The organism is Natronotalea proteinilytica (assembly GCF_055379935.1).
The window spans coordinates 1,367,295-1,387,362 of the sequence record NZ_AP043947.1 but is presented as its reverse complement, the minus strand read 5'-3'; the positions used below and the strand labels follow the sequence as shown (position 1 = coordinate 1,387,362).

The window sequence follows — 20,068 nt, the reverse complement described above, 5'->3', positions numbered from 1 at the left end:
CAAACCAGCCCTACTGCTGTGTCACAGGCCAATCTTCGGGTAACGCGTGGCCCCCTAACGTACCGAAAACAACTCACAATCTTGTCATTGCGAGCGCAGCGACGCAATCTCATGCTATCAGGCCGGATGCAGCTACCCAATCAACGGCATGAGATCGCAGGGCTCCCTCCTCGCGATGACAATTTTGGACCACAACTTTCAGGGGTGACAGAGCCCCTACAACCGCGTAGCGCGCTGCTCTTCGGCGTTGGGGTTGGGGTAATCGAGCGTGTAGTGGAGGCCCCGGCTTTCCCGTCGCATCCGTGCACTGCGTACAATGAGATAGCAGGTGGTAATCATATTGCGCAACTCGCAGAGCCGTGTAGACACTTCCGCTTGCTGGTAGAAGGCCTCGGTTTCTTCGTACAACAGGTGGATGCGCCGAGCCGCCCGTTTCAGACGCACGTTGGAGCGTACAATGCCCACGTAGTTGGACATCACGCGCTGCAGTTCGTCGCGGTTGTGGGCCATGAGCACTTCTTCACCGGGCGGCTCGGTGCCACTGTGGTCCCAGTCCGGAATCTGAACATCTGGCCAGGACGCGTTCACGGTTTTCCGGGTCACCTTCATCGCACGGTGTCCAAACACAAGCCCTTCAAGCAGCGAGTTGCTAGCCAGCCGATTGGCGCCGTGAAGTCCGGTACAGGCCACCTCTCCAATCGCATACAAATCGTGGATAGACGTACGCCCATGCATATCCGTTTGCACGCCACCGCACATGTAGTGCGCCGCCGGTACAACCGGAATCGGCTCCTGCGTAATGTCGATGCCGTACTGTTGACACGTATTGGCAATCGTAGGAAAGTGCTCGCGGATGGCGTCGGCCGGTTTGTGCGAAATGTCGAGCCACACATGGTCGATGCCATGGCGCTTCATCTGATCGTCGATAGCCCGGGCCACAATATCGCGCGGAGCGAGTTCGGCTCGCTCGTCGTACTGTGGCATGAAGCGCTCCCCGTGCTGGTTAAACAAGCGTCCGCCTTCCCCGCGCACCGCTTCCGAAATCAAAAACGAGTCGGCGTCGGGGTGATATAACGAAGTAGGGTGGAACTGCACAAACTCCATGTTGGATACGCGAGCCTTGGCGCGATATGCCATGGCCACGCCATCGCCGGTGGCTACGGCAGGGTTGGTCGTGTGGCGATACACCTGTCCACATCCCCCTGCTGCCAGAATGGTGGCTCGGGCGCGCACTGTGTGCACCGTGCCCGTGTCGCGATTTAAGACGTAGGCGCCAAAGCAGTGCACATCCGGACGCATGCGGTTTACGTGCTGTCCCAGATGGTGCTCGGTGAGCAGGTCGATCGCGGTGTGGCGTGGATGCAGTTCGATGGATGGATGCGCCTGCACTTGCTTTAGCAGAGCGCGCTGCACCTCGGCTCCGGTGGCATCGTCGGCATGCACGATACGGTTGGCCGAGTGGCCGCCTTCGCGTCCCAGGTGGAGCGCATCGGAACCGTTCGTGCGTGTGAAATGCGCCCCCCACTCAATGAGCTCACGGAGGCGCTCTGGCCCTTCGTTCACCACAACCGAGACCGTTTCCGGATCGCACAGTCCGGCCCCGGCATCGAGCGTGTCTTCGATATGCTGTTCGGGGCTGTCGGCCTCACCCACAACGGCAGCAATGCCCCCCTGTGCATACGAGGTGTTGGTTTCGGAAAGCTGGTCTTTCGTAATGACGGTAACGGATCCATACGCAGCCGCCTTAACCGCAAAGGTGAGCCCGGCTACGCCGCTGCCAATGACGAGGAAATCGGTACGAGAAGCAATCGACATAGAGCACAACAGGTCGATGGAAGGATGCGGATACAATGGTAACGGCTGGCATCCCGTTTCTTTCCTTCACAGGCCGCGGATGAGGGCTCCCTTTCAGTGCCCTGCCTCTCTTTATCCCAACTTCACTTCATCAATTGTCATCTTGAGCGGAGCAACTGCGTCTAGCAGGGGCGGAGTCCTGACACGAGCGCAGCAGATCCCGGATCACGTCCGGGACAGGCGAACGCAGTGAGTAAAGATCCCCCTCGAAATGAGCAGGGCCGCTCGATCGATCAGAGCCTGCTGAGCGTCGGGGAGATGGTTCGACGCGCTCCGGCCTTGGGGGGCCTTCGCTTGCTCACCATGACAAGGTTTTTTGGGAGGGGCAGGGCCCTTGATTCGCCAGCGCCTGCTAAAAAACAGGACGATGGCTCGTCGTTTTTCGACCCCGTGCTCTTTCAAGTACCCTATTTCAAGTTGTGTGAGGCGGATCCCTCCCCTTCAATCTCCCTCCTCTGAGCTATGGTGTATACACAACGCAACCGGAGCGAACTCCCGATTGCGTCCTCGTCGCGATGTACAACCGGCATGACCTTCGGCTCCTCTGCGGGGAACTTGATGAACGCCTTCCACGGTTCCTTCTTCCTCGGGGAAGGTACGTGTTTAGCGACGTGCCACAGATCACCGGGGAGGATGACTACGGTGAAGGGCAGAGCCGTCGATTCGGCAGCCCCTGCTGAGCTTCGCAGGAGATAGTTCGGCTTCGCTTCACCATGACAGGGTTTTTTTGGGGGACTGCCGGTTTTTTGGGAGGGGTTCCTACCCATCAGAGCCTGCGGAGCTGGTATTACTCGCTATCACGTACGAGCGGGACAAACCGGAAGGTGTCGAAGGTCGAGCGCGTGTATCGCTCGGGGCCGCGGCGCGTGATGCGATGCATGACGTGCTGTCCTTGCGGACCCACTGGCATCACCAGCCGTCCGCCCTCTGTGTGTAATTGATCGAGCAACGCCTCGGGAACGGTGGGCGCCCCGGCTGTCACCAATATCCCATCGTAAGGAGCAAACGCGGGCCAGCCGTTGGTGCCGTCTGCACAGCGCAACCGCACCTTGTAGCCCAGCGTCTTGAGACGGTGACGCGCACGGTGCGAAAGCGCAGCGTGGCGCTCTACGGAGAAGACCTGCAAATCCATTTCGCAAAGCACTGCGGCCTGGTACCCACTGCCCGTTCCAATCTCCAGCACACGGCTTCCAGGAACCAGATCAAGCAGATGCGTCTGATACGCCACGGTAAATGGCTGCGAGATGGTTTGATCGTGCCCAATGGGGAGCGCCTCGTCTTGATAGGCCCGCTCTCGAAACGCCGGCTCCACAAACCGATGTCGTGGCACCCGTCCAATGGCCTGCAACACGCGCTCATCGTCCACGCCGCGGTCACGAAGCGCCTCGACCAGTTGTGTACGACGATGTTGGTAGATTCGATCGGACGCAGAAGAACTCATGCGGTACAGCGCGCTAAATCAAATAGAGTCGATTAAGCCGATGCCAGCGCGGACGTCGACGACGCGCTCAAGGCATTATGCAGATAGGTGGACAACTCATCGGGCGTAATGTTCGATATGAGAGCGCCGTCGCGCGAAACCGAAATGTTGCCGGTTTCCTCCGACACAATCACCACAAACGCGTCGGTTTGCTCCGTGAGCCCCACGCCCGCTCGGTGTCGCAGGCCCAGCTGCGGACTTAGTTTCATGCTGGTCGATACGGGCAAGATACACCGCGCTGCTTCAATACGCCGATCGGTAATTATGACGGCTCCGTCGTGCAGGGGGGTCTCTTTATTGAAAATGGTAAGCAGCAAGTCGCGCGACACTTCCGCCTGAATTTTCTCGCCACTCTCGGCATAGCTCCTCAGTCCTGTCGTACGCTGAAACGCCATCAGAGCGCCCGTTTGGGTTGTGCTCATTTCTTTGACTGCAGACACGGTGGCCTCGATCACCTCTTCCTGCCCGTCTGTAGACACAAACTGCCGGATGAACGGATTCCGCCCCAACAGCAACAGCAACCGCCGCACTTCCGGCTGAAAGATGATGATTACCGCAAGCACAAACACCTGATTGAAATAGCTGAACACCATGTTCAGCACTTTCATGTCGAGCACCCACACCGCCAATTGAATGGCGAAGAGCGCCCCTAATCCAAGCGAAATTTGAACCGCGATGGTGCCCTTCATCAGCCGGTAGAGCTGATACAGCAGGAACGACACCAGCGCCACCTCAATGAAGTCGCCGGGCCCAATACGTAGAATGTCGAGAAGCGTCACCGCAGAAGTTTAGGGCGTGAGATGAGCAGGATCACGAATCATATCGGCCACACGCAGGGCATCGGCAGTGGCAGCTACGTCATGGGTGCGTACGAGGCGGGCGCCGTGTTCAACCGCAACAACCGTAGCAGCAAGCGAGCCATACAAACGGGCATCAACCGGTGCGGGCGCCGACGCCGACTGAAGAGCGGCTCCAATGCTGCTTTTGCGAGACACGCCAACGAGAAGCGGGCGTTCCAAATCAAGAAGCGCATCTAACCGGCCCAGCATGGCCAGGTTGTCGGCGTGCGACTTGGCAAATCCAAAGCCCGGGTCTAGTACCACGTCGGTAACGCCGGCGTCGGTGGCTGTATGAAGCGCCTGCTGTAACGCTGTACGGAGGGAGTGCATCAGATTATCGTACGACGCGTCGTGGGGCATTTGCCCAGGGCGGCCCCGCGAGTGCATGAGAATCAGAGGCGCCTCATGCCTGGCTGCAACATCAGCCATTTCGGGGTGGAGACGAAGCCCGGTGATGTCATTGATGATGTGGGCGCCCGCCTCCAACGCGGCGTCGGCAACACGAGGCTTGTACGTGTCAATTGAAAGGAGCATGTGGGGGGCGTCTGCATGAAGCGCCTCGACCACCGGAAGCACCCGGTCGAGCTCGCGCTGCTCGGCCACCTTGGCGGCGCCCTCGCCGTACTCGCGCCCTCCCGGACGGGTTGATTCGCCGCCAATATCAATGACATCGGCCCCGGCGTTCCACATGGTCTGCGCACGGGCCACCGCATCGTCTACATCCAGATACTCCCCACCATCGGAAAACGAGTCGGGCGTTACATTTAACACGCCCAAGATGCGTGTTCTAGTACGACAATCTAACGTGTGGGCGCCGCACGAGAGCACATAAGGATGCGACGAGGCCGAAAACATAGCGCCGATGGTTAATTATTGGCGGGTAGGCGAACCTTTCGAACATGAAAGGATACTAAGCAGCGCATAAAATCGCGCGGCAGCCCCCACAGTTTGGTAGAAAATTGTTGCGCGTTTCGGTGTGTGCTTGCTGTTCCCCCAGGAGCAATTGTATACGGATACACCGAAGCTCCACTTTTATTCATTGATGTGTGTGTTTATGAATGCTCTTCTTCAAGCGTTGCTGCGTTACGTAGGTCCTCTGCGTCGTGTGCACACGTTTCGGGGTGCACCAGTACAAACCCAGCATGAGTTGCTGCGCTACATGTTGAATCACGCCGCCTCCACCGAATGGGGGCAGCGCTACAATTTTGCCAGCATAGCGCGGCAAAACGATGTGGTAACGGCCTACCAAGACCGCGTCCCGCTGCATACGTACGACGATATTGCTGCCGATGCCGAACGCATTCGCAACGGCGCTGCTGATGTGCTGTGGCCCGGCACCGTCGACCATTTTGCTGTTTCAAGCGGCACCGTGTCCGATGGCAAAGTGATGCCGGTTACGCCCTCAATGATTGATTCCAACCGGGGCTTTAGCGTGGGGGTAGGACTCAACTACCTGGCGCAAACCGGCAAATGGCGGTTTTTGCTTGGGCGTCACCTTACCCTTCCCGGACGCGTGGCTGAGGACCCAAACTATCCGGGCACTCATGCAGGCGAAGTGAGTGGTATTTTGGCTAAGCATGCGCCAGGCTTCTTTAAAGCCATCTTCCAAGCAGTACCGAACGAAGTATCGTTCATCGAAAACTGGGAGGAGAAACTCAAAACCATTGCCGAACGCACCGTTGACCAAGACATCCGCCTTGTGGTGATGGTCCCCTCGTGGGCGCTTGTGTTCTTTCAAGATGTCATTGACGCCTACAACCGCCGCTACAACGCCAACGCAACCACCGTCCACGAAGTGTGGCCGAACTTGCAGGTGTTCATATCGGGCGGCGTAGCGCTACGCTCCTACCGCGACCAACTGCAAGAAGCGGTCGGCGGCCCCATGGACTTTATTGAGACCTATGGCGCTTCGGAAGGCTTCTTTGCGTTCCAAGACGATGTAAACGATCCATCGCTGCTTCTACACCTCAACAACGGCGTATTTTACGAGTTCGTGCCGATGGATGAGTACGGCACCGAAAACCCCACCCGTCATACCATTGGTACCGTAGAACCTGACGTGCGCTATGCGCTCTATGCAACTTCGTTTAGCGGCTTGTGGTCGTACGATGTTGGCGATGTAGTGCGCTTCACCTCGCTCGATCCCTACAAGATTCAAGTAGCGGGACGCACGAGCGAAATGATCGACAAGTTTGGCGAAGCAATCTATTCCGATGAAGCCCGCCAGGCTTTACGCACGGCCTGCGACGCAACAGGCGCCACGTTTGACCACTACCATATCGCACCGGCCCCCATGCGCTCGGGCGAGGCTCCGCACCACGAGTGGATCATTGAGTTCGACACGCCCCCTCCTGATATGGAGGCCTTCCGCAAGGCCATTGACAACCATCTGCATGAGGTCAACCGGCACTATCACATTCGCCGGCAGTCGCGCGGCGTGGGCATGCCTGTAATTCGCGCCGTGCCCGATGGCACCTTCTACGCCTGGATGCAAGCCACCAACGAACAGGTGAGCAGCCAAACCAAGGTACCCCGCATGAGCGCCGAACGCACTGTGGCCGACCAGATTCTGAAGGTACAGCCCTCCGCTACGCCGCCTGCCGACCCGATGCCTTCAACCTAAGGCATGACCTGAGACCGACCTGCGCGATCATCGTGTGCAGGGTACGCTGAATCGAAAGCAATCTTGTTCAGGATCGGTACACGTTGGAACAAGGCGTTACGTGGCTCGTGGTGAAGGAGCAGCACGCGGCCCATCTATAGATCCGTTGGAAACCAATACGACGTAGTGGTATTTTCTCTCAACGACCGAAATGATGGGACAGCACGGCCCAAGATGTGGCCGGCCCCGTTCTTGCCCTTCTATGCCGCCCTGTGGCCGTTGACGCAGCCTGCTCATCTCCGCTATGGCCGCTCCTGCTCCCTATCGCGCCGTTGCAGCCTGTGGAGCAGGATACCGTCTAGAACGTGCTCAACACGAATGGCCGCCGCCACGCCGTTTGTCTCCATTGCACGACAGGCCCCTGGATGGGCGTCCGCTGAACAAGCCACGCACCGCCCCCCTCGTGCTTTCGATTACACCACTACATATTCTGGTGTAGCGCATGCACTACGCTGCGCTCCGCCCCCATCGTCACCATTGCATCCATAAACCCCTAGGAGCTTTATGTACGTTCCGCGCGAGCAACGCATGTTGGATCAGTATCTTCAGGAAATCGGGAAGATCGACCTGCTCGAACCCGAGGAAGAGGTAGAACTGGCCCGACGCATCAAGCAAGGCGACGAAGAAGCCCTTCATCAACTCACCCGCGCCAACCTCCGCTTCGTCGTATCGGTCGCCAAAAAGTATCAGGGCCAGGGCCTCTCGCTCTCCGACCTGATCAACGAAGGCAACTACGGCCTCATTAAAGCCGCCAAGCGCTTTGATGAAACGCGTGGATTCAAATTTATCTCGTACGCCGTATGGTGGATCCGCCAGGCCATCTTGCAGGCACTCGCCGAGCAAAGCCGCGTCGTTCGCCTGCCTCTCAACCGGATTGGCGTTATCTCGAAGATCCGCAAGGCCAGTGCGCGCCTACAGCAGCGGTACGAGCGCAAGCCCAATATCGAAGAGCTGGCCGACGAGCTGGAGATTGAACCAAAGAAGGTGCGCGAAGCCCTACAGCACACCAGCCGCCACCTCTCGGTGGATGCCCCGTTCAACGACGAAGATGACAATAGCCTGCTGGACGTGCTCCCCGACGACGAGTCGGATGCCCCCGACGATGAGATGCTCGGCGAATCGGTCAAAATCGACATCGAGCGGGCCCTCAACGACCTGCACAACCGCGAAGCCGAAATCACACGCCTCTACTTCGGCATCGGACGCGAGCACCCGCTTACGCTCGAAGAAATTGGCAAACGCTTCGGCCTGACCCGCGAGCGCGTCCGCCAGATCAAAGAAAAAGCCTTGCGCAAGCTTCGCAAGCGGCACCGTCGCGAAGACCTTCAAATTCACGCCAAGTAGATCGATTTGACGCACTGATACACGCCTACGTACACAGCACAGGCATCACCCCGCACCGCCGCCTGTTCGGCGGGGAAATTCGATGGGGAAACCGGAACGTACATGCGCTGTGTGCCTTCATTTCAAACGCCCCGTGGTTGAATCTGCGGGGCGTTTGTGCGTCCACTGCAACCGCCTAAGTGACCTCAACAATGGTTTTGGAGATTGCCGGTTGGTTTCCCCTCCATCTTACCCTTCCTCCCCGAGGAGGAAGGAACCGTGGAAGGGGGTCCTCAAATCCCCCTCAAATCCCCCTCATAGGAGGGGGATTTAGGGGGAGGGATTCTGCCAAATCAAATATATTAGTCACTTATGCGAAACGCAGCACCGTACGAATGAGAGCGTGTATTAACAACGTCGGGGCGCACATGATACCGATTTGAAACGCACAAAACCTCAACTTCATGCCTGTCTCTACTTAGTGGTGTGTCACACCTGAATGTTGTGGTCCGAAGTTGTCATCGCGAGGAGGGAGCCCTGCAACTGACGCGGCGCTGTGAGCGCAGCGAACGAGTACTCCTGGGGTGCGATCTCATGCCGTTGATTGGGCGGCTGCATCCGGTCTGATAGCATGAGATTGCGTCGCTGCGCTCGCAATGACAAGATTGTGAGTTATTCTCGATACGTTAGAGGCTACATGTGTTGCCCGAAGATTGACCTGTGACACAACACTAGGAACTGCCCATTGCGCCTAACGTAGCGCTACCGCACTCCCATTCATCCGGATCCACCTACCGGATGAACGGCCCTCTGCTTGTTCTTGCTTACCCGCGCGCCCTCTGTTGATATGGCTCTCACACCCGACGAAGTCGAACGCATCGCCGACCTGGCCCACCTCTCGTTCTCTGACGACGAAAAAGAGCAACTGGCCAGCGAGATGAGTCGCATCCTCGACTACATCGACACACTTAACGAACTCGACACCGCCGGCGTACCGCCCCGTGCCCACGGCATCGACCCCGAAACGGCCACACGTGCCGATGATCCTGAACAGCGCATCAGTCGCGACGACGCGTTCGCCAACGCCCCCGACACCGATGGCGAGCACTTTCGCGTGCCGCGTGTCATCGAGTCGAATGGGTAACCCCGCTGTCTGTAAAGCTGCCTCCCACCCGTTTCTGATCTGCTTGCCACCTCCGCATGGCTGATTCGTCCCACTCGTTTTCGCCTGGCTCCGACTGGAAAACTCTGGCACTGCATCACGGGCTGCCGCTGCTGGCCTTCTTTGTGCTCTCGCTGTTCTACTTCGCCCCCCTCCATTTTGGCGGACAGGGACTGCACGGGGGCGATATCTTGCAGTGGCGCGGCATGGCCGAAGCGATGGATCAGTATGAAGCCGAAACTGGCGAACGTGCTCTGTGGGCGCCCAACATCTTCTCAGGGATGCCCGGCTATCACGTCCGGTATGCCCCCGCTGCGCCGCAGATTGACACCGCCATCGATGCGCTGCGACCTTATCTGTGGCCTACCACTCACTTTTTCCTGCTGATGGCAGGGCTCTACGCACTCGTGCTCTATCTGGGGCGCGACCGCTGGGCCGCCTTGCTCGCAGCCCTGGCCTTTGGCTTCACCTCCTACCTGTTTATCATCCTGGGAGCGGGGCATCAAACCAAGTTCGTAGCCATCGCCTACGCGCCCTATCTGCTTATGGCATTCGCGTACGGCATGCGAAGGCCCGGCCTGCTCAGCAGCCTCCTCTTTGCCGTCGCCCTCAGCCTCCACCTGCGCGCCGACCACCCGCAGATCACGTACTACGTGCTCATGCTGGCGCTCATCTGGTGGATCGTGGAAACCGTGCGCGCCGGGCGCTCCTCGGAATGGACGCCCCACCTGAAGGCCACCGGATGGCTGGCCCTGGGAACCGCCATCGGGCTCATCATGGTCATCCATCCCTACTGGGCAACCTTTGAGTACAAGGACTTCTCCATCCGCGGCGCCGACCCGGGCGGCGAAGCAGGCGGCGGCAGCCTCGACTGGGACTACGCCATGCGATGGAGCCAGGGCCCCAGCGAGTTCCTGACGCTCTTCATTGCTGATGCCATGGGCGGCGGCGGACAATCCTACTGGGGACCCAAACCGTTTACCGAAGGCCCTCACTACATAGGCGGCATCGTGGTGACGCTGGCCGGACTCGCCCTCTGGAAAGTCCGCACCCGCCTCACGCTCATTCTCGGCCTCGGCGCCCTCTTCACCGGCCTCTTTGCCATGGGCCACCACGCCAGCTGGATCAACCGGCCCATGTTCGAGGTCTTCCCCTACTTCTCGGCGTTCCGCACCCCCGAAACGTGGATGACCATCACCGTCCTCGCCATCGTACTGCTGGCCGCGCTCGGACTACACGCCCTCCTGAAACGACCCACCCCGTCACGCAAGCGGCGGCGCAACAAGTCCGAGGCGCTCTCCATGCGCGACAGCCTGCTCCCCTTCGGCGCAGTGGCCGGACTCACCTTCCTCCTCTGGGTTGGGGGCGATGCCATCCTTTCCTTCGAAAACCCCGATGAGCGTGCCCAAATCGAGCAAGCTATCCAGCAGCAGCGCCCCGACCTTTCGATCGACGACCCGCAAGTGCAGCAATTTATCCGCAGCGAGATGGCCGATCAGCGCGAGGAGCGGCAGGCGATGTTTCAGTCGGATGCGCAACGGACGCTCCTATTCGTGGTGCTGGCGGCCGCACTCATCTGGGCGTACCGAACCGACCGCATCCACGCACCGTGGATTATTGGCGTTGCATTGGCAGCCCTCGTCCTGGTTGATCTGTGGGGCGTCGCGCAGCGTCACCTCAGCGAAGACGACTTCTCCTCCACCCGGCAGGCCGACCGGGAGATTCCTGAATACGATGTGGATCGCTTCATCATGGGCCGCGCCGACGAGGCCAGCGGGCCCGGCCACTTCCGCGTCTATCCCATGGCTATGAACCCGATGAACAACGCCATGCCCTCGTTTCACTACGAGTCGATTGGTGGCTATCACGGAGCCAAACTGCGCCTCTATCAGGACTACCTCGACTTCATTCTGGAGCCTAACCGTCCGCAAGGCCCCAACAAAGGCGCGCTCGATCTGATGGCCGGGCGATACATCATTGGGCAACAAGCGCTGCCCGGCACCGAGCCGGTGTATCAGGGCTCCGAAACCGGTCTGCAGGTATTCGAAAACCCCGATGCGCTGCCCCGCGCCTTCTTCGTGGATAACGTAGAAGTCGAATCCGACAACGAAACGCTCTGGCGCCGCCTGGCCGACACCAACACCGACTTGCGAGCCAAGGCGTTCAAGCATCAGCCGCTTGACGCGAATCTAGATCCTATTTCAGACGATGCGCCCCCCACGGTGGAGCTCAACACCTTCACGCCGCCCAAGATCGAGTGGTCACTCAACACCAGTGGGCAGCACCTGCTTGTGGTAAACGAGGTCTACTACCCCGCCGGATGGAACGCCTATCTGAATGGCGATCCTGTGCCCATCCATCGGGTCAACTACCTGCAGCGAGGCGTGGTCATCCCCGAGGGCGAGCATACGCTTACCATGCGCTTCGAGCCCGCTTCCGACCGCGTTGGGGGCGCTATCGCACAGGTTGCCACAGCCAGCGTGTACCTCGGCATTATCGTGCTCATTGCCCTGCCGTGGTGGCGCCGCCGCACCGCCTCCGATGCCCCTTCGCCCACCGAACCTACCTGATGCCGCGCCGTCGCCTGCTTCTTGTTGCCTACTACATGCCGCCTGCGGGCGGCCCCGCTGTTCAGCGCATCCTGCAGTTTGTGCGCACACTCCCCGCACAGGGGTGGGATGTGGAGGTGCTCACGGTAGCATCTGGCACATACCCCTCTACAGATCCTGATCTACTGCATGAGCTGCCGTCTGAGGTGCCCATCCACCGAACGCGGGCGCTGGACCCCTATGCGCTGTACGCCCGACTGACAGGCTCATCTGACGTGCAAGAGGCCGTGCCGTCCGGATCGTTTGACCCCGGCGCCTCCTCCTGGATCGAACGGCTGGCCCGGTGGATCCGCGCCAACGTGTTTCTTCCAGATGCCCGAATCGGATGGCTGCCCTTTGCTGTGACACGCGGCACCCAACTGCTTCGCTCCCACCGCTTCGATGCCATGCTTACCAGTGGCGCCCCGCACTCCGTGCACTGCACCGGACGCCTTCTGCAGCAGCTTCATGGCGTACCCTGGATCGCCGATCTGCATGATCCATGGACCGACATTGGCTTTTACGACGAACTGCCACACACCGACTGGGCCCGCCGTTTGGATGCAGCCCTTGAGCGCAGCGTACTACAGCACGCAACCCGCGTGACCACGGTGAGCCCCACCTGGATGCACCTCTTTTCTAACAAAGGAGCCACGGTAGGGGCTGTGGTTGAAAACGGATTTGAGCCCAGCACTTTTATCGAGCATACCGCTCCCGTTCGCACCGATCGCTTTGTTGTGTCGCATGTGGGTAGCCTGTACGCCAATCGCAATCCGACTGGCGTATGGGATGCGCTGGCCGCACTACATCACGACGGGGCCATTCCAAACCTACAGCTGCGCCTCATCGGATCGGTTGCTCCGATCGTACAGGCGTCGCTGCAGCAGCGCGGGCTGTGGACCTGCACCAAGGTGATTCCGTTTGTGCCGCATCCAACGGCCGTACGCAACATGACGCAAAGCGCTCTGTTGCTGCTTGCTATTGAATCGTTTCCTGCAGCGAACGGCATGATTACCAGCAAGCTCTACGAATACCTGGCTGCGGGGCGTCCGGTGCTTGGCGTAGGTCCCCCCGCTGGCGATGCCGCCGTGCTGCTGCGCGACCACGAGGCCGGTGCCATGCACGCGCCCACCGATGTTGACGCCATCAAAACAATGATCGAAGCGCATTATGCCGCCTGGGAAGCAGGCAGGCCCGTGTCTGGAGCCGATCCGCGAGCACTACGCCCCCACACCCGCACGGTGCAAGGACAACGCATGGCCGCTGTCCTGAACGACGCCGTTTCCGCATGACATCAGTGTGCCGAGGCGCGCCTCATAATACCACCGTGTCAATACCCTTCTCGTGGATGACTGAACGCTCCCCCTCATCGCTATGATGCGCCCTGCTTACCTTGTTTGCATACTGATTCTGGGGGTGGCAGGAAACGTAATGGCGTCCCCCTTCTCATCGGCCAGCATACCCGGACTCTCACCGCCCGACACCAGCACGACTTCGTTTAGTTGGTACCTGCTGCCCAATGGCTACTACACGCCCGAAACCAATGTGGGTGGCGGCATAACAAGCGGGTTTTTCTGGGATCGACCGGCACGCCCTACCTCGTCGCTTTCTGCCAGCGCAAGTGTAACGCTTGAAGGACAGTATCAGGTGTATGCCCGTCTCGAATGGTTTGGCGCAGAGGATCAATGGCGCAGTTGGAATGAGGTGGATATGCAGTTCTTTCCGACTTCGTTTTTTGGTGTAGGCCCACGCACACCAGCCACGCAAGAGGAGGACATGACGACCCGGTTCGTGACGATAGATGTGCAGGGCACGTGGCAGGTCTTAGGCGATTGGCGCGCCGGCCTGCAATTTCTGGGACGCCACGATGTGCTCACAGAGATCACGGAGGGCGGTCTGTTGGACACCAAACAGGTGCCTGGGCACAGCGGCAGCAGCGTGTTTGGACTGGGACCAGTCCTCACATATGACACTCGCAATGCCGTCTACTATCCGCGACGCGGACGCCTATTTACGGGCTATGCGGTGGTCTATCCTTCGTGGTGGGGCACCCATGGCTTCACCCGAGTCGGAGCAGATGCTCAACAGTACATTCCGCTGCTCCGCAACCAGGCGCTTACGATTCAGGCATATGCCGAAACCATTGCAGGAACAGCCCCCTTTACAGCCCTTCCGAAACTGGGAGGCCCCATGCGCATGCGTGGCTATCGCGAGGGCCGGTTTCGCGATGCAGTCTATGTAATGACACAGGCCGAGTGGCGCATTCCGCTTTTTTGGCGCGTGGAAACCGCCGCCTTTGCCGGACTGGGCACCGTAGCGCCTCGTCTGGCAGCCCTCACTGCCCATCCCCCCGAATGGGGCATTGGCGCCGGCCTCCGTTATCGGCTTAACGAAGCGGGCGTGCGAGTACGCATCGATTACGCCATTGGTCGCGAAGGCACCGGATTGTATATGACCGCCTCGCAGCCGTTCTGATCACCGCCCTGCAGTCGAGATGTCCTGCTGCTCAGTGTCCATGAGCCCGCGCGCCCTGGTCGCGATGTACAACAGGCATGACCTTCGGCCCCTCCGCGTCGCGACGAAGTGCGGACGCTCCAGCGTTCTCAAACCGAGACGCCCCCACCAACTCTGGCTCTTCTTCGGATGCGTTGTGCATAAACTGCAGAGCTATGGGGTTCACGGACATCGCACTTTCCTTTAGCCCCACATCACCAGCACCAATGCGCCCGGAAAAGCCATCCACAAGTCAAGGGCGACGCGGTAGCGCTCGTCAGGCTGTGCAGGGCAGTGGGCCGTACCGTATGCGAGAAGGGCGGCCCCAACCGCCTCCCCCAACCAGAGGCTGTTCCCTGTGCTCCACGCCATTGCGAGCGCGCCTGCTGTGGCCCACGCCGCACATCCAGCCGCCACCCATCGCACACCGGTGTGTCCAAGACGATGCGCCCAGGTGGTAAGCCCTGCTTTCGCATCCGCACTGCGATCGGCCCAGTCGCTGCACAAAATGTTAGGAACCAGCCACAGGAAACGGTAAGCGACGAATCCACCTATGACAAGAGCGGATGCCCCTCCTTGCAATAACGGAACCAAGGTGACGCCCAGCGCCCACGCTCCCGCCACCAGAGGAGTCTTCAACACCCCAATGCGCTTTAGACGCCACGACGGCCATACATACGCCGCGCTGATCGCCGCTAAGCCCACAGCAACTCCTTGCACCACAGCCTCCAACTGGAGAAACGCCCATCCGGCGACGAGCACATATGCTACCGTGCAGATGTTCAAATAGAATCGGTACCTGCGCATCCACGCCCGGCGCGCTGGACGGTGATAAGCATCTTCTTCCGCGGTGCCTGGCGTCCGATCCCACCGATACACCAACGCCGCTCCGGCTGACACGCCCAAGAGAACAGGCCACGATACGGGCATCCCTGCTAACGCATAGGTGCTGATGAGCAGCGCTGCAGCAATGCCTGCCACCACCAACGGATCGCTGACCAACCACCACCGCACCCGCTGCGTTATCGACACCAAAGAAGCCAAACAGTTGTGAGTTGCAACCACGAAGTTAGCACAAACAGATCCGGCTGATTCAATTCGTGGCAAAGCCCCATGTTCAATGGGAAGCGCAACGACAATCTTCCGTATGGCTTGTCCGTCGTTATTTCTTCTTTGCTCCCATTCGCCCGTGACAATTGTTCTGATTGCTGCCGTTGCTCGCTCCAACCGCGTCATCGGCGTCGATGGTGACCTGCCGTGGCACCTCCCTGAGGATCTAAAGCGTTTCAAACAACTAACCACCGGACACCCGCTCCTCATGGGCCGCCGCACGTTTGAGTCGATCACCGAAACGTTTGGCGGCCCGCTTCCAGATCGGCGACAGCTTATCCTCACCACGCAAAAGACATTCGACACCTATCCCGATGTCGAAACCTACGATTCAATTCCGGCTGCTCTCAACGCAGTTGCTGACGATGCGACCCTCTACATTGGCGGCGGGCAGCAGATTTATGAGCAGTTCCTGCCACGAGCCGACCGCCTTGAACTCACCGAGGTGGAGGGGGCATACGATGGGGATACGTTTTTCCCGCCGTACAAGCACTTAGTTGGCGATACGTTTGCCGAAGTGCAGCGCGATGAGCGCGATGGGTTCGCGTTTGTGACGTACGAGCGTGTGTGACGCCCCCCCACCACCGCGGACTCCTGCTGTCAACACGGTCTGTTGGAACGCTCCAGCGTCCGAATCAAGACACCCAGAAGATACAATCTAGCGGCGTTCCGGAATTGAAGGCCGTTGGGTCGGATACCATTGAACGGTTTATACCAACTCCGCATGCGTCGTTGAAGTATGGAGGTATGCACGTGTGGACGGTTGGAGGAGTACACCACCCATCCGTCCATCCATTCCTCCGTCCACACCCACACGAGGCCGACGGATGACGTACATCTGGTGTCCCGCAGAGAAGCGGCACCACAATGCTTCAACCGGATTCGATATTACCACCACCCTATGATCTACATATTCCGGCGATAGCGTCCGCCGACCTCGAAGAACGCGTGGGTAATCTCCCCCAGGGAGCAGACCTTCACCGCCTCCATCAGTTCAGCGAACGTGTTCCCCCCCGAGCGAGCGGCCTCTTTCAGGCTGGCCAGCGCCTCATCAGCACGGTCAGCGTTGCGCGTTTGGAAGCCATCCAGGCTGCGTAGTTGATGCTCCTTTTCATCCGTTGAAGAGCGCATCAGCTCCACCTCGTCATCATCCACAGCACCCGCGTCATCGTCTTCCTTCAAGAAGGTATTCACCCCGATGATAGGCCGTTCGCCGGAATGCTTCTTCTCTTCGTACAGCATCGACTCCTGCTGGATTTTGCCACGCTGGTACATCGACTCCATCGCACCCAGCACGCCACCGCGGTCGTTGATGCGCTGAAACTCGTGCAGCACCGCTTCTTCGACCAGATCGGTCAGCTCTTCGATGAAGTGGCTGCCCTGAATCGGGTTCTCGTTCTTGGCCGTGCCCAGCTCCTTGTTGATGATCATCTGAATGGCAATGGCCCGCCGTACGCTCTCCTCGGTGGGCGTCGTAATCGCCTCGTCGTAGGCGTTGGTGTGGAGCGAGTTGCAGTTGTCGTAGATCGCCATCAGCGCCTGCAGCGTGGTGCGGATGTCGTTGAACTGGATCTCCTGCGCGTGCAGGCTGCGCCCGGAGGTCTGGATGTGATACTTCAACTTCTGACTCCGCTCGTTCGCATCATACAACTCCCGCAACGCCACGCTCCAGATGCGCCGCGCCACGCGCCCGATCACACTGTACTCCGGATCCATGCCGTTCGAGAAGAAGAACGACAGGTTATGCGCAAACTCGTCAATGTCCATGCCCCGGCTCAGGTAGTATTCCACGTACGTAAAGCCGTTGGCAAGCGTAAAGGCCAACTGCGTAATCGGATTCGCTCCGGCTTCGGCGATGTGGTAGCCCGAAATCGACACCGAGTAGAAGTTGCGGACCTTCTCATCGATAAAGTACTGCTGGATGTCGCCCATAAGCCGCAGAGCAAAATCCGTCGAGAAGATGCACGTGTTCTGCGCCTGGTCCTCCTTCAGGATGTCGGCCTGCACGGTGCCACGCACCACGTTCAGCGTATCGGCTTTAATGGATGCATAGGTGTCTGCATCCAGCGCACCCCACTCAACCAGATCGGACCCGGTGCAGCCAAGCAGACCCAGTCCGCTTCCATCGTGGGTTTCGGGCAGATCGTCTTCGCGTCCGTCGGGCCCGTACGGCACGTACTCCGGACGTTCATCGCCCAGCTTTTCGTCGATGAGCGCATCGATCTCGTCCCAGCGGCCTTCCTCACGCAGGTACTTCTCGACTCGCTGATCAATGGCGGTGTTCAAGAACATCGCCATGAGCATGGGCGCCGGACCGTTGATCGTCATCGACACCGAGGTCTTGCGGTCGGCTAGGTCGAAGCCCGAGTAGAGCTTCTTCATGTCGTCGAGCGTGCAGATGGAGACACCCGCGTTGCCGACTTTGCCGTAGATGTCGGGTCGCTTGGCCGGGTCGAAGCCGTAGAGCGTGACGCTATCGAACGCCGTGGAGAGGCGGTTCGCAGGCGCATCCGACGATACCAGATGGAAGCGACGGTTGGTGCGCTCCGGGCTGCCCTCGCCCGCAAACATGCGCGTGGGGTCTTCGCCCTCGCGCTTGAACGGGTACACGCCTGCCGTGAAGGGAAAATAGCCGGGCAGATTTTCGAGGAGGGCAAAGCGGAGCTGCTCGCCCGGCGCATCGGTTTTAGGGAGGGCGACGCGCGGGATTTTGGTGCCCGAGAGGCTCTCGCGGTAGAGCGGCACGGTGATGTCGCGCCCGCGCACCGTGTACGTAAACTCCTCTTGTTGATACGCTTCTTTCAGGTCATCCCACTGATCGAGGATGTCTTTGCACCGCGCATCGAGCTTGGCCCACCAGTGCTGCATCATCGCATCCAACCGACCGGCGAGTTGCTCCTGATCTTCGGGCGCCCAGTCGTCGACCTGTTCGCGTGCGCCTTTGGCTTCGCCCCACTTGCGGGCATACTCCACTTGCTGCTCGGCCCACTGGCGGTAATCCTGGCACGTCTCCGCAATCTCGCCCAGGTAGCGTTGCCGGTTGGGCGGGATGATGGCGACATCGGCAGGCTCCGGCTCGGGCGTGTCCTCCCAACTGTAGAGCTTAGAACGGCGGTCGAAGTCGAACGCCTCGTTGAGACGATCGACCAGCGCCAGGTAGAGCCGCGTGACGCCCGGATCGCCAAAGTGGGACGCCATGGTCGGATAGACCGGCATCTCATTGGGCGATTCGTCGAAGCGCATGCGGTTACGTTGCACCTGCTTGCGCACGTCGCGGAGGGCGTCTCGGCTGCCGCGCTTCTCGTACTTGTTGAGCGCCACCATATCCGCCAGATCGAGCATCCCGATCTTTTCAAGCTGCGTGGGCGCGCCGAAATCGTGGGTCATCACGTAGAGCGAGAGATCCGTGAGATCCACGATCTCCGTATCGCTCTGCCCGATGCCGGCGGTTTCGAGGATGATGAGGTCGTATCCCGCCGCCCGGCAGACATCCATTGCATCCTGCAGCGCCTGGCTGGTAGAGCGGTTGGCTTGTCGCGTCGCAAAGGAGCGCATGTAGACGCGCTCGGCGGTCCCCTCACCGTAGATCGCGTTCATGCGGATGCGATCGCCCAGCAGTGCGCCCCCGGTGCGGCGACGCGTTGGGTCGACCGACAGCACGGCAATCGACACGTCGTCGAAGTCGTTCAGGAAGCGGCGGATGAGCTCATCGGTGAGCGTGGATTTCCCGGCGCCGCCCGTGCCGGTAATGCCCAGAGCTGGGGCCTTCGATTTTAGATTTTGGATTTTGGAGGCTTGCTGTTCTGTGGTGTGTGGCGCCCCATCGCCGCTTGCGGGCTGCTCGCCGCCGATCTGCACTTCTTGCGCGTCTGTAGGTTCAGCACCTGCACGAGCCGTTGCGGGCAGCTTGAGGGTCGCAGGCTCGCCCATCTCGGTTTTCGAGAGGCTGCGCGCAATAACGCGAGCATCTTTCGGCGAGGGCGAATCCGAAATCCCAAATCCCAAATCCAAAATCGGAACGTCGCACGCCTGCACCATCTGGTTGATCATGCCCTGCAGTCCAAGGCGCATGCCATCTTCCGGTGAAAAGATCTTGGCGATGCCGTAGGCCTCCAGCTCCGCAATCTCTTCTTCGACGATGACGCCCCCGCCGCCGCCATAAATCTTGATGTGGCCTGCACCCTGCTCCTCCAGCAGGTCATGCATGTACTTGAAGTACTCCATGTGTCCGCCCTGGTAGCTGGAGACGGCTATGCCCTGCGCATCCTCTTGGATGGCGGTATCCACAATCTCCTGCACGGATCGGTTGTGTCCGAGGTGGATCACCTCTACACCGGTGGCTTGCAAGATGCGCCGCATGATGTTGATGGCAGCATCGTGGCCGTCGAACAGGCTCGTGGCAGTGACAAAGCGAACAGGATGCTCGGGGGAATAACGCTCGTCGGACATGGGGGAAGCCGGGCTACATAAAGCGGACATACGAATGGTGGAAGCGCTTCTAAAAACGGTGCCGGGCCTATTTTGTTTGTTGGGTTTTTGGTGGAGGCCCTGCCGCGC

Annotated in this window: 15 protein-coding genes; 8 read left to right on the top strand and 7 right to left on the bottom strand. The window is 59.6% G+C overall.

Annotated features, from left to right (window positions below):
• Positions 1 to 216: 216 nt before the first annotated feature.
• The 4 genes from nadB to folP form a co-directional block, all read right to left on the bottom strand.
• On the bottom strand, positions 217 to 1,815 hold the full coding sequence (nadB, locus tag ACZ5AL_RS05670; RefSeq protein WP_464512756.1) for an L-aspartate oxidase: 1,599 nt from the start codon (positions 1,813 to 1,815) through the stop codon (positions 217 to 219).
• 826 nt (positions 1,816 to 2,641) lie between these two features.
• On the bottom strand, positions 2,642 to 3,295 hold the full coding sequence (locus ACZ5AL_RS05665) for a protein-L-isoaspartate(D-aspartate) O-methyltransferase (protein ID WP_464512755.1): 654 nt from the start codon (positions 3,293 to 3,295) through the stop codon (positions 2,642 to 2,644).
• A gap of 32 nt (positions 3,296 to 3,327) precedes the next feature.
• Positions 3,328 to 4,113: a diadenylate cyclase CdaA gene (cdaA, locus tag ACZ5AL_RS05660; RefSeq protein ID WP_464512754.1), complete on the bottom strand. Its 786-nt coding sequence runs from the start codon at positions 4,111 to 4,113 to the stop codon at positions 3,328 to 3,330.
• A gap of 9 nt (positions 4,114 to 4,122) precedes the next feature.
• Positions 4,123 to 4,944, bottom strand: a complete 822-nt coding sequence (gene folP / locus ACZ5AL_RS05655) for a dihydropteroate synthase (protein WP_464512752.1) — start codon at positions 4,942 to 4,944, stop codon at positions 4,123 to 4,125.
• A 283-nt stretch (positions 4,945 to 5,227) separates the two neighbouring features.
• Between folP and ACZ5AL_RS05650 the strand changes: the two genes are divergently transcribed.
• The 7 genes from ACZ5AL_RS05650 to ACZ5AL_RS05620 all read left to right on the top strand — a co-directional run bounded on the left by ACZ5AL_RS05650 (position 5,228) and on the right by ACZ5AL_RS05620 (position 14,383).
• On the top strand, positions 5,228 to 6,796 hold the full coding sequence (locus ACZ5AL_RS05650) for a GH3 auxin-responsive promoter family protein (RefSeq protein ID WP_464512751.1): 1,569 nt from the start codon (positions 5,228 to 5,230) through the stop codon (positions 6,794 to 6,796).
• 283 nt (positions 6,797 to 7,079) lie between these two features.
• Positions 7,080 to 7,274, top strand: coding sequence for a hypothetical protein (locus tag ACZ5AL_RS05645; protein WP_464512750.1), 195 nt, complete (start codon positions 7,080 to 7,082; stop codon positions 7,272 to 7,274).
• Positions 7,275 to 7,339: 65 nt separating this feature from the next.
• Positions 7,340 to 8,179 carry a sigma-70 family RNA polymerase sigma factor gene (locus ACZ5AL_RS05640; RefSeq protein ID WP_464512748.1) on the top strand — a complete coding sequence of 280 codons (840 nt, stop codon included), beginning with the start codon at positions 7,340 to 7,342 and terminating at the stop codon, positions 8,177 to 8,179.
• Positions 8,180 to 9,005: 826 nt separating this feature from the next.
• Positions 9,006 to 9,302 (top strand): Asp-tRNA(Asn)/Glu-tRNA(Gln) amidotransferase subunit GatC, encoded by a 297-nt coding sequence (gene gatC, locus ACZ5AL_RS05635; RefSeq protein WP_464512747.1) that lies wholly within the window; start codon positions 9,006 to 9,008, stop codon positions 9,300 to 9,302.
• 56 nt (positions 9,303 to 9,358) lie between these two features.
• Positions 9,359 to 11,890: a hypothetical protein gene (locus ACZ5AL_RS05630; RefSeq protein ID WP_464512746.1), complete on the top strand. Its 2,532-nt coding sequence runs from the start codon at positions 9,359 to 9,361 to the stop codon at positions 11,888 to 11,890.
• Complete coding sequence (locus ACZ5AL_RS05625) at positions 11,890 to 13,200, top strand: glycosyltransferase (protein WP_464512744.1); 1,311 nt, start codon at positions 11,890 to 11,892, stop codon at positions 13,198 to 13,200. The genes ACZ5AL_RS05630 and ACZ5AL_RS05625 overlap by 1 nt, the downstream gene beginning before the upstream one ends.
• An 82-nt stretch (positions 13,201 to 13,282) precedes the next feature.
• Positions 13,283 to 14,383 (top strand): BamA/TamA family outer membrane protein, encoded by a 1,101-nt coding sequence (locus ACZ5AL_RS05620; protein WP_464512743.1) that lies wholly within the window; start codon positions 13,283 to 13,285, stop codon positions 14,381 to 14,383.
• Between the two features lie 31 nt (positions 14,384 to 14,414).
• On the opposite strand, the gene ACZ5AL_RS05615 is transcribed toward ACZ5AL_RS05620, so the two are convergent.
• A complete protein-coding gene (locus tag ACZ5AL_RS05615; protein WP_464512742.1) occupies positions 14,415 to 14,564 on the bottom strand; it encodes a hypothetical protein in 150 nt (49 codons plus the stop codon).
• A 41-nt stretch (positions 14,565 to 14,605) separates the two neighbouring features.
• Positions 14,606 to 15,436, bottom strand: a complete 831-nt coding sequence (locus tag ACZ5AL_RS05610) for a UbiA family prenyltransferase (protein WP_464512741.1) — start codon at positions 15,434 to 15,436, stop codon at positions 14,606 to 14,608.
• Between the two features lie 154 nt (positions 15,437 to 15,590).
• Here ACZ5AL_RS05610 and ACZ5AL_RS05605 point away from each other — a divergent pair, with 154 nt between their 5' ends.
• Entirely contained in the window at positions 15,591 to 16,082 is a 492-nt protein-coding gene (locus ACZ5AL_RS05605; protein ID WP_464512739.1) for a dihydrofolate reductase, read from the top strand.
• Between the two features lie 335 nt (positions 16,083 to 16,417).
• Here the strand turns inward: ACZ5AL_RS05605 and ACZ5AL_RS05600 are convergent, their stop codons facing one another.
• Positions 16,418 to 19,990, bottom strand: coding sequence for a methylmalonyl-CoA mutase family protein (locus ACZ5AL_RS05600; RefSeq protein WP_464512738.1), 3,573 nt, complete (start codon positions 19,988 to 19,990; stop codon positions 16,418 to 16,420).
• Positions 19,991 to 20,068: the final 78 nt, after the last annotated feature.

What these genes read in the sequence shown, in the direction of transcription:
- nadB (WP_464512756.1), bottom strand. Translation starts at nt 1,815, where the DNA reads ATGTCGATTGCTTCTCGTACCGATTTCCTCGTCATTGGCAGCGGCGTA.
- ACZ5AL_RS05665 (WP_464512755.1), bottom strand. Translation starts at nt 3,295, where the DNA reads ATGAGTTCTTCTGCGTCCGATCGAATCTACCAACATCGTCGTACACAA.
- ACZ5AL_RS05650 (WP_464512751.1), top strand. Translation starts at nt 5,228, where the DNA reads ATGAATGCTCTTCTTCAAGCGTTGCTGCGTTACGTAGGTCCTCTGCGT.
- ACZ5AL_RS05645 (WP_464512750.1), top strand. Translation starts at nt 7,080, where the DNA reads ATGGCCGCTCCTGCTCCCTATCGCGCCGTTGCAGCCTGTGGAGCAGGA.
- ACZ5AL_RS05640 (WP_464512748.1), top strand. Translation starts at nt 7,340, where the DNA reads ATGTACGTTCCGCGCGAGCAACGCATGTTGGATCAGTATCTTCAGGAA.
- gatC (WP_464512747.1), top strand. Translation starts at nt 9,006, where the DNA reads ATGGCTCTCACACCCGACGAAGTCGAACGCATCGCCGACCTGGCCCAC.
- ACZ5AL_RS05630 (WP_464512746.1), top strand. Translation starts at nt 9,359, where the DNA reads ATGGCTGATTCGTCCCACTCGTTTTCGCCTGGCTCCGACTGGAAAACT.
- ACZ5AL_RS05625 (WP_464512744.1), top strand. Translation starts at nt 11,890, where the DNA reads ATGCCGCGCCGTCGCCTGCTTCTTGTTGCCTACTACATGCCGCCTGCG.
- ACZ5AL_RS05620 (WP_464512743.1), top strand. Translation starts at nt 13,283, where the DNA reads ATGATGCGCCCTGCTTACCTTGTTTGCATACTGATTCTGGGGGTGGCA.
- ACZ5AL_RS05615 (WP_464512742.1), bottom strand. Translation starts at nt 14,564, where the DNA reads ATGCACAACGCATCCGAAGAAGAGCCAGAGTTGGTGGGGGCGTCTCGG.
- ACZ5AL_RS05600 (WP_464512738.1), bottom strand. Translation starts at nt 19,990, where the DNA reads ATGTCCGCTTTATGTAGCCCGGCTTCCCCCATGTCCGACGAGCGTTAT.